This is a genomic window from Arthrobacter sp. ISL-65 (assembly GCF_018613795.1).
In the GTDB taxonomy this organism is placed as follows: domain Bacteria; phylum Actinomycetota; class Actinomycetes; order Actinomycetales; family Micrococcaceae; genus Arthrobacter.
In genome coordinates this window covers 113572-128936 of the sequence record NZ_JAGGPN010000049.1, presented here as the reverse complement: position 1 = coordinate 128936, position 15365 = coordinate 113572, and the positions used below count along the sequence as shown (strand labels likewise).

13 protein-coding genes are annotated in these 15365 nt (G+C 68.0%); all 13 read right to left on the bottom strand.

Annotated elements, in window-relative coordinates; all coding sequences use genetic code 11:
• Positions 1–11: 11 nt before the first annotated feature.
• The 13 genes from J7I85_RS20755 to pyrR all read right to left on the bottom strand — a co-directional run bounded on the left by J7I85_RS20755 (position 12) and on the right by pyrR (position 15170).
• Entirely contained in the window at positions 12–2129 is a 2118-nt protein-coding gene (locus J7I85_RS20755; RefSeq protein WP_251024621.1) for a primosomal protein N', read from the bottom strand.
• A gap of 81 nt (positions 2130–2210) precedes the next feature.
• Positions 2211–3446 (bottom strand): methionine adenosyltransferase, encoded by a 1236-nt coding sequence (gene metK / locus J7I85_RS20750; RefSeq protein WP_214856783.1) that lies wholly within the window; start codon positions 3444–3446, stop codon positions 2211–2213.
• A 76-nt stretch (positions 3447–3522) separates the two neighbouring features.
• On the bottom strand, positions 3523–4809 hold the full coding sequence (locus J7I85_RS20745; RefSeq protein ID WP_214856775.1) for a phosphopantothenate--cysteine ligase family flavoprotein: 1287 nt from the start codon (positions 4807–4809) through the stop codon (positions 3523–3525).
• Between the two features lie 40 nt (positions 4810–4849).
• Positions 4850–5110 carry a DNA-directed RNA polymerase subunit omega gene (gene rpoZ, locus J7I85_RS20740; RefSeq protein ID WP_003800778.1) on the bottom strand — a complete coding sequence of 87 codons (261 nt, stop codon included), beginning with the start codon at positions 5108–5110 and terminating at the stop codon, positions 4850–4852.
• A 15-nt stretch (positions 5111–5125) separates the two neighbouring features.
• Complete coding sequence (gene gmk, locus J7I85_RS20735) at positions 5126–5722, bottom strand: guanylate kinase (RefSeq protein WP_214856773.1); 597 nt, start codon at positions 5720–5722, stop codon at positions 5126–5128.
• A gap of 43 nt (positions 5723–5765) precedes the next feature.
• On the bottom strand, positions 5766–6089 hold the full coding sequence (gene mihF / locus J7I85_RS20730) for an integration host factor, actinobacterial type (protein WP_251024620.1): 324 nt from the start codon (positions 6087–6089) through the stop codon (positions 5766–5768).
• A gap of 98 nt (positions 6090–6187) precedes the next feature.
• Positions 6188–7057 (bottom strand): orotidine-5'-phosphate decarboxylase, encoded by an 870-nt coding sequence (gene pyrF, locus J7I85_RS20725; RefSeq protein ID WP_214856769.1) that lies wholly within the window; start codon positions 7055–7057, stop codon positions 6188–6190.
• Entirely contained in the window at positions 7050–10391 is a 3342-nt protein-coding gene (gene carB, locus J7I85_RS20720) for a carbamoyl-phosphate synthase large subunit (RefSeq protein WP_214856767.1), read from the bottom strand. The genes pyrF and carB overlap by 8 nt, the downstream gene beginning before the upstream one ends.
• Complete coding sequence (gene carA / locus J7I85_RS20715) at positions 10391–11698, bottom strand: glutamine-hydrolyzing carbamoyl-phosphate synthase small subunit (RefSeq protein ID WP_308159575.1); 1308 nt, start codon at positions 11696–11698, stop codon at positions 10391–10393. Before carA ends, carB begins: the two co-directional genes overlap by 1 nt.
• Positions 11699–11702: 4 nt before the next feature.
• Positions 11703–12221: a hypothetical protein gene (locus J7I85_RS20710; protein WP_214856761.1), complete on the bottom strand. Its 519-nt coding sequence runs from the start codon at positions 12219–12221 to the stop codon at positions 11703–11705.
• Positions 12221–13594 carry a dihydroorotase gene (locus tag J7I85_RS20705; protein WP_214856760.1) on the bottom strand — a complete coding sequence of 458 codons (1374 nt, stop codon included), beginning with the start codon at positions 13592–13594 and terminating at the stop codon, positions 12221–12223. Before J7I85_RS20705 ends, J7I85_RS20710 begins: the two co-directional genes overlap by 1 nt.
• On the bottom strand, positions 13594–14589 hold the full coding sequence (locus tag J7I85_RS20700; protein ID WP_214856759.1) for an aspartate carbamoyltransferase catalytic subunit: 996 nt from the start codon (positions 14587–14589) through the stop codon (positions 13594–13596). The genes J7I85_RS20705 and J7I85_RS20700 overlap by 1 nt, the downstream gene beginning before the upstream one ends.
• Positions 14586–15170, bottom strand: coding sequence for a bifunctional pyr operon transcriptional regulator/uracil phosphoribosyltransferase PyrR (pyrR, locus tag J7I85_RS20695; protein ID WP_190602716.1), 585 nt, complete (start codon positions 15168–15170; stop codon positions 14586–14588). The genes J7I85_RS20700 and pyrR overlap by 4 nt, the downstream gene beginning before the upstream one ends.
• Between the last annotated feature and the right edge of the window lie 195 nt (positions 15171–15365).

Below are 15365 nucleotides of genomic sequence, written 5' to 3'. Positions count from 1 at the left end.
ACGTCAGGGTCCTAGAGCACGTCAACGCCGTCCAGCCGCAGCTGCACCGGGTCCTCGGTTCGCTTCGCCGCACCTGCGGCCTTCGCCGCCCGCAGGACCCTGGTTACCGTGGCGGCCTGCGTGTACGGGATGAACAGCAGCGTGCGCACGTCCTGACTTTCCGTCTCCGCTGACGTAACGGCCGCGGATTGGAGCAGCGGCGCCGGGCCGGCGACTCGCAGCTCCACGCCCTCGGCGGCCAGAAGTTTTGTGGCTGAGGCCGTGAAATGGCCGACGGCGGTGCTGCCGCCGGTGACGGCGGCGACCCTCACCGCCGGGGGCAGCTGCAGCTCGGCGCGCAGGCTCAGCTCCCGCTGGGCATAGCCGGCAGGGTCCCACCGCAGCAATGCTCCGACAGCGGCAGTGTCGTCTGCGGTGATGACGACCAGCCCGCCCTCGGTGGCCGGCCGGACCAGGGCGGCAGCGTTGAACCAGCGCCGCACCGCGTCCTCGCCCGCGCGCAGGTTCTCCCGGCGCAGCAGTGAATCGCCGTCGAGCAGCAGCGCCGCGGCGTACCCGCCCGGCGCCACCGGCTCGGCACCCACCGTGGCTACCACCAGCGCGCAGGCATCCGGCACGGTGGCCTTGACGTTCTGGCCGGAGGAGGTGACCACGGCTTTGCCGGGAAACGCCCTACCGAGTTCCTCTGCCGTGCGGAGAACGCCGGCTGCGCCGCGGCGCAGCCTGGTGCCCTGGCAGTGAGCGCAGCGCCAGGTAGGTGCCGGCGTCGAACACCAGCGGCATTGCGGTACAGCAGCGCTGCCCGCGATGGCGAGCGGCCCCTGGCAGGACGGGCAGCGCGCAGGTTCCCGGCAGGTTTCGCACGCCAGCGACGGCGCGTACCCCGCACGGGCAACCTGCACCAGCACCGGGCCGCGTTCGAGTGCTTCCTTGGCGGTGCGCCACGCCGCGCCCGGCAGCCTTGCCAGCCGGGCCAGCGGGTCGCGCTCCTGCTCAAAGCTGTCCGCCGTGTTCAGCACCCGGGGAACCGTGCGGCGGAGCACCGTGCGTTCGGCGTCCACGGGCATCGCCCAGCCGGCGTCCACCAGCCGCTGCACCTCCGTGCTGCGCGCGTGTCCGGCAAGCAGGCAGGCAGCCCCCTCCTGCTCTGCACGGAGCAGCAGCACCTCGCGGGTGTGGGCGTACGGGGAACGCTGCTCCACGTGGAGGTCGTCGCCGTCATCCCAGCACACCACGAGTCCCAGGTTCTGTACGGGGGCGTAGGCCGCCGAGCGGGTGCCCACGGCGACGCCCGCGGAACCCTTGAGAATTCTGAGGTAGTTGCGGTACCTGGGTGTCTGGCCGTCGTCGGCCGTCAGCCGGGCAACATCATCGGCGGGCAGGATGTCCTCGAGCGCAGCCTGTACACGGTCCAGGTCGCGGTAATCGGGAACCACGACGACGGCGCCGCGGCCGGATTGCCGGACCGCCGCCACCGCGTCCGCAATGAGCCGCGGCCAGCCGTCCGGGCCGAACCCCTGCAGCGCACTGAGGGCAGCCCGGGGCGAGCCTCCCGATGCGAGATGGCGGAGGAAGGCGGCGCCGTTTCGGTACCTGGTCCACGCGGAGCCTGACAGGTCAAGGTCCGCCGCGGGAGGATCGGCCGGTTCGGCGCCGGCAAGCTCCTTCTCCACCTTGACCACCCGCGGCGGGATGGCCACGCGGAGGACGTCGCTGACGGTGCCTGCATAGCGTGCAGCCACGCGCCCGGCGAGCTCCTGCATGGCGGGGGTCAGGACGGCGACGGGCGAGACGACCTTGTGCAGCGGGACGAGGGGCTGGCCGGCGTCGGACTCCTCAACCCGGTCCAAGATGTAGCCGCCGAGTTCCTGGCCGCTGAACTTCACCCGGACGCGGACGCCGGGCTGGGCGTCGCCATCCAGTTCGGCGGGCACGCTGTAGTCGAACGGCCGGTCCAGGTGCGGCAGCGGGGACTCGATGAGCACGCGCGCCACCGGACGGACGGAAGCCAGTGGCGGACCGCCGGCAGCCCTGGCCGTGGCCGGGAACCCCTGCAGCAGTGACAGCTGCAGCGGCTCTGGCGTCGGGTGCGAAGACGTGCCGTTCGAAGACATGCTGTTCGAAGACATGGCCTCACCTCCGTCCTGGGTTAAACATCAGCCAACCACACGGGCCTGACATTCCTCCCGCACGGGCGCGGCGGGGACGGGTCAGGCGTTGAAGTAGGCCTTCAGGTCGTCGACGCGGTCCAGGCGCTCCCAGGTGAAGTCCGGATCATCGCGGCCGAAGTGGCCGTGGGCGGCCGTCTTGGCGTAGATGGGACGCTTGAGGTCCAGGGCGTCGATGATGGCGCGGGGTCGCAGATCGAAAATCTCCGCAATCGCGGCGCTGATCTTTGCCGGGTCCACGGTCTCGGTCCCGAACGTTTCGACGTAGGTTCCGACGGGACGGGCCTGGCCGATCGCGTAGGCGATCTGGATTTCGGCACGCTTGGCGAGTCCCGCGGCCACCACGTTCTTGGCAACCCAGCGCATGGCGTACGCCGCGGAGCGGTCTACCTTGGACGGGTCCTTGCCGGAGAAGGCGCCGCCGCCGTGCCGGGCCATGCCTCCATAGGTGTCAACGATGATCTTGCGGCCGGTGAGTCCGGCGTCGCCCACCGGGCCGCCGATTACGAACGCGCCGGCGGGGTTCAGGATGTTGTTGGTCCGCGAAATGTCCAGGTCCGCGAGGGCAAGCACGGGGTCGATGACGTGCGTCGCGAGATCGGCACGCAGCTGGTCGAGGCTGAAGCCGTCGGCGTGCTGGCTCGAGATCACGATAGTTTCCACGGAAACCGGCCGGTCGCCGTCGTACCCGATGGTGGCCTGGGTCTTGCCGTCCGGGCGGAGGTAGGAGAGTTCGCCGTTCTTGCGGACCTCGGTGAGCCGCTCCGAGAGCCGGTGCGCGATCCAGATCGGCGTGGGCATGTAGGACGGGGTCTCGTCACTGGCGTAGCCGAACATCAGGCCCTGGTCGCCGGCGCCCTGCAGGTCGTAGTCGTCCTCCTGGCGGCCTTCGCGCGCCTCCAGGGAGTTGAAGACGCCGCCGGCGATGTCGTTGGACTGCTGCCCGATGGACACGGAAACTCCGCAGCGTGCGCCGTCGAAGCCGTTGGCCGATGAGTCATAGCCGATGCCCAGGATGGTCTCGCGGACAATCTGCGGGATTTCGACATACGCGTCGGTGGTCACTTCGCCGGCCACGTGGACCAGGCCGGTGGTGGCCATCGTCTCGACCGCGACGCGGGACTCGGGGTCCTTGTCCAGCAGGGCGTCCAGGATCGCATCACTGATCTGGTCACAGATCTTGTCCGGGTGCCCTTCAGTTACCGACTCCGAGGTGAAGAGCCGAAGTGCGGCGGGTGCGGACCCGTGGGATTCTGGAATGTGCAGCGGTAAAGTCACTCAACTACCTTACTGGTTGGCAAACGGAGGGGCGGCAGCGTGTGTCCCCATGCTAAGGAGACGTTGCTTACGCCCGTCAGGTTCGCGGAAAGACCCGGCTTAGTTCGGAGCCGATGCGGTCAATGACAATGGCGGCGACGTCCTGCTTGGAGCCGGCGGCCGACTGGGGCTCGGAACCTGCCCGCGAGAGGATGACCACGGAGTTGTTGTCCTGGCCGAAGACCTTGTCAGCGCCCACGTGGTTCACCACCAGAAGGTCGCAGCCCTTGCGCTTCAGCTTCGCCTCTGCGTAGGACAGCACATCACCCTGCTCGTCGCCTGTCTCGGCGGCAAAGCCCACTACGAGCTGGCTGCTGCCTGCGGCGTCGCGGACTGCGACAAGCTCGTGCAGGATGTCGGGGTTGCGGATCAGCGTGATCACGGGGTCGGCGGTGTCGTCCCGCTTCTTGATCTTGCTTCCGGACACCTCCGCCGGCCGGAAGTCGGCCACGGCCGCCGCCATGATCACGACGTCGGACTCGGCTGCCGCTGCCAGCATGACTTCGCGGAGCTGCAGGGCCGTTTCGACGGCGATGAGTTCGACGCCCGCGGGCGCGGGCACCTCCATGTGGGCGGCCACGAGCCGCACGGTGGCTCCGGCGTCGCGGGCGGCGGCGGCCAGCGCCACGCCCTGCTTGCCGGAGGAGCGGTTGCCCAGGAACCGGACGGGGTCCAGGGGCTCCCGGGTGCCGCCGGCGCTGATGGTCACAGTGCGGCCAGCCAGCGGGAAGAGCGGCCCGGTGGAGGTTCCACCTGCGGTTACATTCACCGACGGGGACAGCGGGGCCACAGCCTGGAGGCCGTGTGCCAATGCCATGGCCGCTTCGAAAATGGCCTCCGGCTCGGGCAGGCGTCCGGGGCCGGAATCGCTGCCGGTCAGCCGCCCGCTGGCGGGTTCCAGGACCGTCACGCCACGGCTGCGCAGCGTTTCGACGTTCGCCTGGGTGGCTGCATGCTGCCACATTTCGGTGTGCATGGCCGGGGCGAACAGCACGGGGCCGCTGGCCATCAGCAGGGTGTTGGTGAGGAGGTCGTTGGCCTGACCGGTGGCGGCACGGGCCAGGAGGTCGGCCGTGGCGGGGGCCACCACGATCAGGTCTGCCTCGTGGCCCAGCCGCACGTGCTTCACCTGGTCGACGTCGTCGAAGACGCTGTTGGTCACCGGGTTCCCGGACAACGCCTCCCAGGTGGCCACGCCGACAAACCGGGAGGCTGCTTCCGTGGGGATGACTGTGACGTCATGGCCGGCTTCAGTAAAAAGCCGGAGGAGCGATGCCACCTTGTAGGCGGCGATCCCTCCCCCGACTCCGAGGACTATGCGCACGTGAACTCCGTCAGCAGGCAGTCTGTTTACTCTGCGGAAATTACTCTGCAGCTTCGATCGGCGTGGAAACCAGCTTGCCCTCGTTGATTTCGCGCAGGGCGATGGACAGCGACTTCTCGTTCAGCTTGGTGTCGACCAGCGGGCCGACATATTCGAACAGGCCCTCGTGAAGCTGGGCGTAGTACGCGTTGATCTGGCGTGCACGCTTGGCACCGAAGATCACCAGGCCGTACTTGGAATCAGCCGCCTCGAGCAGCGAATCGATCGGCGGGTTGATGATGCCTTCAAGGTTCGTGGACACGAATTCTCCAAATTTCTAACGGGCTGACGGCGTCTGCGTCTGGCGCGGGTGCGGGGTCAGCCCCATGAGTGAAACAAGCTCGTCCGCTGCCCGGCGGACGTCGTCATTGATGACGGTGTGGTCGAACTCCGGTTCAGCAGCAAGTTCTACTTTACCGGTTTCCAGCCGGCGCTGCTGTTCCTCGGCCGATTCGGTGCCCCGGCCCACCAGCCGGCGCACCAGTTCTTCCCAGCTGGGCGGTGCCAGGAACACGAACTGGGCATCCGGAACGGCCTGCTTGACCTGGCGTGCGCCCTGCAGGTCGATCTCCAGCAGCACGGAGCGGCCTTCGGCGATGGCCTGGTTGACGGTGCTCTTCAGGGTCCCGTAGGTGTTCTGCCCGTGCACCACTGCCCATTCAAGGAATTCGCCGGCGGCCACGAGGGACTCGAACTCTTCCTTGGACTTGAAGTAGTAGTGCACGCCGTCGATCTCACCGGGCCGCGGGGCCCGGGTGGTGGCCGAGACGGACAGCCAGACCTCGGGGTAAGTGTCGCGGATATAGGTGGACACGGTGCCTTTGCCAACAGCCGTAGGACCAGCGAGGACTGTCAGTCCGGGTTTGTTGCTCACGTATTCCTTTGGACGGTCTACAGATGTCTCTGTTCGGATGAAGCTATTTCTCGTTCATAAAATCTACCAGCGCCCGGCGCTGGTGGATGCCCAGTCCCCGGACCCTGCGGGACGCGGCGATGCCGAGGCTGTCCATGATGGCTGCGGCCCGGACTTTTCCGATCCCCGGCAGGGCCTCGAGGAGTTCCGAAACGCGCATGCGCGCTATGGCCTCCTCGGTGCCGCCGGAGTCCAGGATCTGGGCCACGGTCAGCTGTCCGGATTTGAGCCGTTCCTTGGCCGAGGCCCTGGCAGCCCTTGCCGCCGCGGCCTTCCTGAGTGCGTCGGAACGTTCCTGCGGAGACAAGGGTCGCAAGCTCACGGTCATTTCCCCTGGGGTCAGCCAACGGATCCGCGGCCGGCGGCGTTGGAGCAGCCACGGATTTGTCCTGAACCTACTCCCTGCCGGCCGGAGAAATCAATGTTCTATTCGGAGCGGAGTCCGGCGAGGGTACGCGCCGCCGCCTCGGTCAGCTCCCGGACGCCCGGGCCGGCCTTGAGGATGTCGCGGCTGGAGGTTCCCAGGACCTGGGGGTAGGCGGCGCCGAAGGTCATCCGCAGGTCTGCCGGCGTCGCCCCCTGCGCGCCGAGACCCGGTGCGAGGATCGGCCCGCGGACGGCCTCCAGGTCAAGCTGCAGGTCCGCCAGTGCCGTGCCCACGGTGGCTCCCACCACGAGGCCCACCGAGCCGAGCGCTCCGGAGTACCGTTCGTTCTCCCCCGCGGCGGCCTGGACAATCCGGCGTGCCACGGAATCGCTTCCGCCCACGTGCTGCACCGAAGCTCCCTCCGGGTTGGAGGTCAGCGCCAGGACAAACACGCCCCGGCCGTGTTCGGCGGCGAGGTCCAGGGCCGGCCGGAGCGACTCGAAACCCAGGTACGGGCTCAGCGTCACGGAATCCGCGGCGAGGGCAGAGCCGTCACGGAGCCAGGCGTCGGCGTACGCGGCCATGGTGGAGCCGATATCGCCGCGCTTGGCGTCGGCGATGGTCAGCACGCCCTCGTCCCGGGCGGTGGCGAGAACCTCTTCGAGGACTGCCATGCCGGCCGAACCGTGCCGTTCGTACAGCGCCACCTGCGGCTTGACCGCGGCAGCGAGCGAAGCCACGGACTCCAGGGCGGTGAGCGAAAAGCGCCTCAGGCCGGCGACGTCGTCGTTCAAGCCCCAGCTGGCCAGGAGCGCAGGGTGGGGGTCAATCCCGACGCACAGCGGACCGCGGTCCGCCATGGCCCGGCCCAGCCGGGAGCCGAACGGCTCCCGGCCGGCGCCTGCGGCAGTGTTCCCTGCCTCAGGCATTCTGCGCTGCCGGACTCTGCGCTGCCTTCTGCAGGGCGGCCTGCTGCGAGGCGATAAGGGCTGCGGCGTGCTCCTGCAGGCTGGTCACGGACCAGGCGTAGGTGCGCAGTGCCTCGATGGCCTGGACGGCGGCATTGAACTCGGCCACCGTGGTGATGCAGGGGATGCCGATGGACGTGGCGGCGGCACGGAGTTCGTACCCGTCGCTGCGGGCCTCGCCGCCGGACGGGGTGTTGAACACCATGTCGATTTCGCCGGCGATCACGAGGTCGGCGATGGTGCCTTCACCCTCGGCGCTGCTGCCCTCGGCGACCTTGCGCACCGGGGTGGCCTGGATGCCGTTGCGGCGAAGGACGTCGGCGGTGCCGCCAGTGGAGACGATTTCGAAGCCGAGGTCGGAGAGGCGCTTGACGCCCATGATCACCGAACGCTTGTCGCGGTTGGCCACGGAGACGAAGATCTTGCCTTCGGTGGGCAGGGCGTTGTTGGCGGCTGCCTGGCTCTTGGCGAAGGCGGTGTCGAAGTGCTTGTCGATGCCCATGACCTCGCCGGTGGAACGCATCTCCGGGCCGAGCAAGGAGTCCACTACCTTGCCTTCGAGCGTGCGGAAGCGGCTGAACGGCAGGACGGCTTCCTTGACCGAGACAGGAGCGTCAAGCGGCAGCGTGGATCCGTCACCGGTTTCCGGCAGCATCTTGTAGGCGCTGCGCAGCTGGTTGATGGTGACGCCCGTGCCGATCAGGGCTGCGGCCTTGGCCATCTGGACGCCGGTGGCCTTGGACACGAACGGCACGGTCCGGGAAGCGCGGGGGTTGGCTTCGAGGACGTACAGGACATCGGACGCCAGCGCGAACTGGATGTTGATGAGGCCGCGGACGCCCACACCTTCGGCAATGGCACGGGTGGCGGTGCGCACCCGGTCCAGGACGTTGCTACCCAGCGTGATGGGAGGCAGGACGCAGGCGGAGTCGCCGGAGTGGATGCCGGCCTCCTCGATGTGCTCCATGATGCCGCCCAGGTACATGTCGGTGCCGTCGAAGAGGGCGTCGACGTCGATTTCGACGGCGTCCTCCAGGAAGCGGTCGATCAGCACCGGGTGGTCCGGGGTGATTTCGGTGGCGTTGGCGATGTAGCGGGACAGGTTGGGCTCGTCGTAGACGATTTCCATGCCGCGGCCGCCCAGGACGTAGGACGGGCGGACCAGCACCGGGTAGCCGATCTCGTCTGCGATCTTCTTGGCATCCTCGAAGGAGACGGCGGTGCCGTTCTTCGGCGATACCAGTCCGGCCTTGTCCAGGACCCGGGAGAAAGCGCCGCGGTGCTCGGCGAGGTCGATGGCTTCCGGGGACGTCCCGAGGATCGGGACACCGGCGTCGGCCAGCTGCTGGGCCAGCTTCAGCGGGGTCTGCCCGCCGAGCTGCACGAAGACACCCATCACGCCGCCGGTGCGTTCCTCGGCTGCGATGACCTCCAGGACGTCCTCGAGGGTCAGCGGCTCGAAGTACAGCCGGGTGGAGATGTCGTAGTCGGTGGACACGGTTTCCGGGTTGCAGTTGACCATGACGGTCTCGTAGCCGGCCTTGCGCAGCGCCATGGAGGCGTGGACGCAGGAGTAGTCGAACTCGATGCCCTGGCCGATGCGGTTGGGCCCGGAGCCGAGGATGAGGATGGACGGTTTGGAGTGCAGCGCAACCTCGTCCTCCTCGTCGTAGGCCGAGTAGTGGTACGGCGTGTAAGCGGCGAACTCGGCGGCGCAGGTGTCCACGGTCTTGTAAACGGGGCGGATGCCGAGAGCCTGGCGGACGCCGCGGACCACTGCCTCGGAGTTGTGCGTGAGCGCACCGATCTGCTCGTCGGAGAAGCCGTGGCGCTTGGCGTTGCGGAGCATGTCCTGCGTGAGGGCACCGGAGCGGCGGATCTCCTGGGAGGTCTCGTTGAGCAGCTGCAGCTGGTCAAGGAACCAGGGGTCGATCTTGGTGGCCTCGAAGAGTTCCTCCACGCTGGCGCCGCCGAGTAGGGCGCGCTGCACCTGGTGCAGGCGTTCCGTCGTGGGGCGCTTGGCCTTCTCGATGAGCTCCGGGACCTCCCATTCGGGGACGGAGCTGAAGTCCAGCTGCGAGCCCTTCTGCTCGAGGGAGCGCAGGGCCTTCTGGAGGGCTTCGGTGAAGTTGCGGCCCATGGCCATGGCCTCGCCCACCGACTTCATGGTGGTGGTGAGGGTGTTGTCGGCAGCCGGGAACTTCTCGAATGCAAACCGCGGGACCTTGACCACCACGTAGTCGAGCGTGGGCTCGAAGGAGGCGGGGGTCTTCTGCGTGATGTCGTTCGGGATCTCGTCCAGGGTGTAGCCGAGCGAGAGCTTGGTGGCGATCTTGGCGATGGCGAAGCCCGTGGCCTTGGACGCCAGCGCCGAGGAGCGGGACACGCGCGGGTTCATTTCGATGACCACCACGCGGCCGGTCGCGGGGTCGATGGCGAACTGGATGTTGCAGCCGCCGGTGTCCACGCCGACTTCACGGATGACAGCGATGGAGATGTCGCGGAGCCGCTGGTATTCGCGGTCCGTAAGGGTGAGTGCCGGGGCCACGGTGATGGAGTCGCCGGTGTGCACGCCCACGGGATCGAAGTTCTCGATGGAACAGACGACAACCACGTTGTCGTTCTTGTCCCGCATCATTTCGAGCTCGTATTCCTTCCAGCCCAGGATGCTCTCTTCGAGCAGCACCTCGCTGGTGGGGCTGTACTGCAGGCCCTGGCCGACGATCCGGCGAAGGTCATCCTCGTTGTACGCCAGGCCGGAACCGAGGCCGCCCATAGTGAAGGAGGGACGGACCACCATGGGGTAGCCGAGGTCGTCGGCTGCCTTCAGTGCCTCGTCCATGCTGTGGATGATGTGGCTGCGGGCGGATTCCGCGCCACAGCGCTCCACGACGCCCTTGAACTTCTCGCGGTCCTCGCCGAGCTCGATCGCGGCGATGTTCGCGCCGATCAGTTCCACGTTGTACTTCTCCAGCACACCGTTCTTGTCCAGCGCGATGGCGGTGTTCAGCGCCGTCTGGCCGCCCAGGGTGGGCAGCACCGCGTCCGGGCGCTCCTTGGCGATGATCTTCTCCACCACCTCGGGGGTGATGGGCTCGATGTAGGTGGCGTCGGCGAACTCCGGGTCGGTCATGATGGTGGCCGGGTTGGAGTTGACGAGGATGACCCGCAGGCCTTCCTCCTTGAGGACGCGAAGGGCCTGCGTGCCGGAGTAGTCGAATTCAGCGGCCTGGCCGATGACGATCGGGCCGGAACCGATGACCAGGACGCTCTTAAGGTCAGTTCTCTTGGGCATTACTTCTTGTCCTCAGTCTTGTTGTCAGTCGTGTTCGGCCCGGCCGGGTTCTGCTGGGCCTCTGCGGGGTGCTGGGCGTCTACGCGATCCTTGGACAGGTTCGCGGTGCGGCCATCCCGGGTGCCTTCCATCAGCTCGATAAAACGGTCGAAGAGGTAGGCGGCGTCGTGCGGGCCGGCGGCGGCTTCGGGGTGGTACTGGACGGAGAAGGCCGGGATGTCCAGGCAGGCCAGGCCTTCCACGACGTCGTCGTTCAGGCTGACGTGGCTGACCTCGACCCGTCCGTAGCGCTCTTCCGGCGCATTGGTGGGGCCGTCCAGCGGGGCGTCAACGGCAAAGCCGTGGTTCTGCGAGGTGATCTCCACCTTGCCCGTACGGCGGTCCATGACGGGCTGGTTGATGCCGCGGTGGCCGTAACGCAGCTTGTAGGTGCCGAAGCCGAGGGCGCGGCCCAGGATCTGGTTGCCGAAGCAGATGCCGAAGTACGGCAGCTTCTCGTCCAGGACGGTGCGGAGCAGTTTGACCTGGTTGTCGGCGGTGGCGGGGTCGCCGGGGCCGTTGGACATGAAGAAACCGTCGGGGCTGACGGCCTTGACGTCGTCGATGGTGGCCGTGGCGGGCAGCACGTGCACGCGGACGCCGCGCTCGGCGAAGCGCACCGGCGTCATGGCCTTGATGCCGAGGTCGATCGCCGCGATGCTGAGGCGCGCGTCCCCGTCCCAGCCGTGGTCCTTCGGCTCCACCACGTAGGCTTCGTCGATACTGACTTCCTCGGCAAGCCGGGCGCCTTCCATCGGCTCGCTGGCGAGCACGGCGTCGACGAGTTCCTTGTCCGTGGCGTTGGCTGCCTCGCCGGAGAAGATGCCGGCGCGCATGGTCTTGTGCTCGCGCAGGTGGCGGGTGATGGCCCGGGTGTCCACGCCCTGGATGCCGACGATGCCCTGCTCGACGAGCTCGTCGTCCAGGCTGCGCTCGGAGCGCCAGTTGGACGGGCGGCGGGCGGCGTCACGGACGATGTAGCCGGCCACCCAGATGCGGCGGGATTCCGCGTCCTCGCTGTTTACACCGGTGTTGCCGATGTGCGGGGCCGTCTGCACCACCAGCTGGCGTGCGTAGGACGGGTCGGTAATGGTCTCCTGGTAGCCGGTCATGCCGGTGGCGAAGACCGCTTCCCCCAGCGCGGTGCCCTGTGCGCCGTAGCTGCGGCCGCGGAAGATGCGGCCGTCTTCGAGCACCAGGACGGCGGGGGCGGATGCTGCGGCCTGCGGCGCAGTTCCTGCGTTTACTGTCACTTCGGTTTCCGTCACTTTATTACTTTCCACTATGGGCACCTGCCTGGGGGCCTGGGGAGATCATTTCCTGAAGTTGTTGGAGGACGGCCGGCTTGTCCGCGGCGCGGCGGGTGCGGAAGCCGGTGTCCAGGGCGTGGGTTCCGAGCGTCCAGCTGAGAATCAGCAGCCCGTCCTTTTCCACGAATTTACCGGCCATGCCGCTGTCCTGCCGGACGCCGGCCAGCGAGGCCGCCGGGATGAACAGCGGACGCGCGCCGGAGCGGTCCAGGAGCACTCCTTCCGGATGGATGGAGAGCTCTGCGTTGGTGCGGATGCCGAGGCCGTGCACGGCAATCCTGTCCAGCCAGTCCCCCGCGGTGGTGGAGGCCACGTACTGTCCGTCCGCCGAAAGCAGCGGCTCGCCCAGCCCGGCAGGAACTGCCGGCAGCTGTTCGATGTCGGACTGCCGCCGGAGCCGGTTGCGCCAGCCTATCCAGATCAGGACAAAGACGACGGCGACCACCGCCAGCATCGCAAGTCCGGGAAGGACTTTTTCCATCAGTTGGCACCTGCTGCGCCGGCAACCGGCGCTTCGGAGGGATAGCGGTAGGGCGTGTTGAGCCTGCCGTCCAGGACCGTGGGGTGGCCCTTGAAGAACGTGGCCACCACCTTGCCCGGGAGTTCCATGCCGCGGAACGGCGAGTTGCGTCCCATCGTTGCCATGGCGGAAGGATCCACGGTCCAGCGCGCGGCCGGGTCCACGAGGACGATGTTGGCGGGTTCGCCCTCTTCGAGCGGCCGGCCCTGGTCCGTGAGCCGCCCGATGCCGGCCGGCGCCGCGGAGGTGACCCTGGCGAAGTCGGCCCAGGTCATGAGGCCGGTCTCGATCATGGCGTGCTGGACCACGGACAGGGCCGTTTCCAGCCCGGTCATGCCCATGGCCGCCTGCGCCCACTCGCATTCCTTGTGCTCGCTCGGGTGCGGGGCGTGGTCGGTGCCGACGACGTCGATGGTGCCGTCAGCGAGGGCGGCACGCAGGGCTTGGACGTCGTCGTTGGTGCGCAGCGGCGGGTTGACCTTGTAGACGGGGTCGTAGCTGCGGACCAGGTCATCGGTGAGCAGCAGGTGGTGCGGGGTCACTTCGGCAGTGACGTTGATGCCGCGGCTCTTGGCCCAGCGGATGATCTCGACCGAGCCTGCGGTGGACACGTGGCAGACGTGGAGCCGGGAGCCCACGTGCTGGGCCAGCAGGACGTCGCGGGCGATGATGCTTTCCTCAGCCACTGCCGGCCAGCCGGTCAGGCCGAGGACCGCGGACACTTCGCCTTCATTCATCTGGGCACCGGCGGTGAGGCGGGGTTCCTGCGCGTGCTGGGCCACGACGCCGTCGAACGCCTTGACGTACTCCAGCGCGCGGCGCATCAGGACGGGATCGTGGACGCAGATGCCGTCGTCGGAGAACATGCGGACCTGGGCGCGGGAGTCGGCCATCGCGCCGAGTTCGGCGAGCTGCTCGCCGGCGAGCCCCACAGTGACGGCGCCCACCGGGCGCACGTCAACCCAGCCGGCGGCCCGGCCCAGGCTGTAGACCTGCTCCACGACGCCGGCCGTGTCCGCCACCGGGGTGCTGTTGGCCATGGCGTGTACGGCGGTGAAGCCGCCGAGGGCCGCGGCGCGGGTGCCGGTTTCCACCGTTTCGGCGTCTTCGCGGCCCGGTTCGCGGAGGTGCGTGTGGACGTCCACCATGCCCGGCAGGGCGACGAGGCCGTCGGCGTCGATCACGGTGGCGCCGTCGGCTGCGTCTGCAGCTGTGTCTGTCGCTGACAGGTTGGTGCCGCGGGCGGTGATCACGCCGCCGCGGATGAGCAGGTCCTCGGCGTCGCCGCCAAGGATCGCGGCGCCGCGGATAAGGTATGTGGTTTCTTCAGCCATCAGTTGCTCTCCTTCAGGGTGGCGGCTGGTTCACGGGTATCCCCGGAGAGCAGCAGGTACAGGGCGGCCATGCGGATCGACACGCCATTCTTCACCTGCGCGAGCACGGTGGAACGGGGCGAATCGGCGGCGGCCGCGGAAATTTCCAGGCCCCGGTTCATGGGACCGGGGTGCATGATGATGGTGTCCTTCAGGCCCAGGCGGTCCAGCGCGCGGAGCCTGTTGTCGTCAAAGCCCCAACGGCGTGAGTACTCCCGGGTGGACGGGAAGAACGAGGCGTTCATGCGCTCGCCCTGGACGCGGAGCATCATGACCGCGTCGACGCCCTTTTCCAGGGTCTCGTCCATGTCATAGCTGATGGTGCAGGGCCAGCGTTCGACGCCGATCGGCAGCAGTGTGGGCGGCGCCACCAGGGTCACGTCGGCGCCGAGCGTGCGCAGGAGCCAGACGTTGGACCGCGCCACGCGGGAGTGCAGGACGTCGCCGGCGATGGCGACGCGCATGCCGCGCAGGTCCGCCCCCGTGGACGGCAGGCCGGAGAGCTTGGTCCAGTGCCGCCGCATGGTGAACGCGTCCAGCAGCGCCTGCGTGGGGTGTTCGTGGGTGCCGTCGCCGGCGTTGATGACTGCGGCGTCGATCCAGTCGGTGGCTGCCAGCCGGTGCGGTGCACCGGAGGCCCAGTGACGGATCACGACGGCGTCAGCACCCATGGCGGACAGCGTCTGGGCGGTGTCCTTGAGGGACTCGCCCTTGGAGACCGACGATCCCTTGGCGGCGAAGTTGATGACGTCCGCGGAGAGCCGCTTGGCTGCGGCTTCGAAGGAAATGCGGGTCCTGGTGGAATCCTCGAAGAAGAGGTTCACCACGGTCCGTCCGCGCAGGGCGGGGAGCTTCTTGACCTCGCGCTCCCCCACGCTCGACATTTCTTCGGCGGTGTCGAGGATGCGGACGGCGTTGGCCAGGCTGAGGTCTTCGGTGGAGAGCAGGTGCTTCATGCGCCGCCCTCGATTACCACTTCGTTGACCGTCTGGCCGTCGACGGCGTCGGTCTCCTCGAGCCGGACCCGGACCTTTTCGGCGGAAGACGTGGGCAGGTTCTTGCCCACGTGGTCGGCGCGGATGGGAAGTTCGCGGTGGCCCCGGTCAATCAGGACGGCCAGGCGGACAATGCGCGGCCGGCCGAGGTCCACGAGTGCGTCCAGGGCGGCGCGGATGGTCCGGCCGGAATACAGGACGTCGTCGATCAGCACGACAACCTTGTTGTCGATGCCCGTGAGCGGCAGCTGGGTGCGGTGCGGCGGCCTGGTGGGCTGGTGGGAAAGGTCATCCCGGAACATGGTGACGTCCAGCTGGCCGACGATGGCGGCGGCGTCCACGGCGGGATCGGCGGCGGCGATTTTCTGGGCGAGCCGGACGGCGAGCGGGTAGCCGCGGCGGGGAATGCCCAGCAGCACCAGATCCTGGGAGCCCTTGTTGGCCTCGAGGATTTCATGGGCGATACGAGTGAGGGCACGGTCAATGTCCGCCTGGTTGAGAACAACCCTGGCCGGAACCGGTGCCTGCGTGACAGAAGTCATCGCTCGTCTCCCCTTTCCCCGCCTCACGGGACGGAATTAAAAAAGGAACATTTGCCTTCCAAAATTACCACACGGGCGTCTGGCCCCGGCCCCGGCAGAGGGCGTCGTCCGTCACACCGCAGGGCGCTGTGCTGTGTTGCCCACCGCGGCATTGCCCACCCCGGCGCTTTGTTGCCTACCGCGCGGCACATAGGC

What these genes read in the sequence shown, in the direction of transcription:
- J7I85_RS20755 (WP_251024621.1), bottom strand. Translation starts at nt 2,129, where the DNA reads ATGTCTTCGAACAGCATGTCTTCGAACGGCACGTCTTCGCACCCGACG.
- mihF (WP_251024620.1), bottom strand. Translation starts at nt 6,089, where the DNA reads ATGACCGTGAGCTTGCGACCCTTGTCTCCGCAGGAACGTTCCGACGCA.
- pyrF (WP_214856769.1), bottom strand. Translation starts at nt 7,057, where the DNA reads ATGCCTGAGGCAGGGAACACTGCCGCAGGCGCCGGCCGGGAGCCGTTC.
- carB (WP_214856767.1), bottom strand. Translation starts at nt 10,391, where the DNA reads ATGCCCAAGAGAACTGACCTTAAGAGCGTCCTGGTCATCGGTTCCGGC.
- J7I85_RS20710 (WP_214856761.1), bottom strand. Translation starts at nt 12,221, where the DNA reads ATGGAAAAAGTCCTTCCCGGACTTGCGATGCTGGCGGTGGTCGCCGTC.
- J7I85_RS20705 (WP_214856760.1), bottom strand. Translation starts at nt 13,594, where the DNA reads ATGGCTGAAGAAACCACATACCTTATCCGCGGCGCCGCGATCCTTGGC.
- J7I85_RS20700 (WP_214856759.1), bottom strand. Translation starts at nt 14,589, where the DNA reads ATGAAGCACCTGCTCTCCACCGAAGACCTCAGCCTGGCCAACGCCGTC.
- pyrR (WP_190602716.1), bottom strand. Translation starts at nt 15,170, where the DNA reads ATGACTTCTGTCACGCAGGCACCGGTTCCGGCCAGGGTTGTTCTCAAC.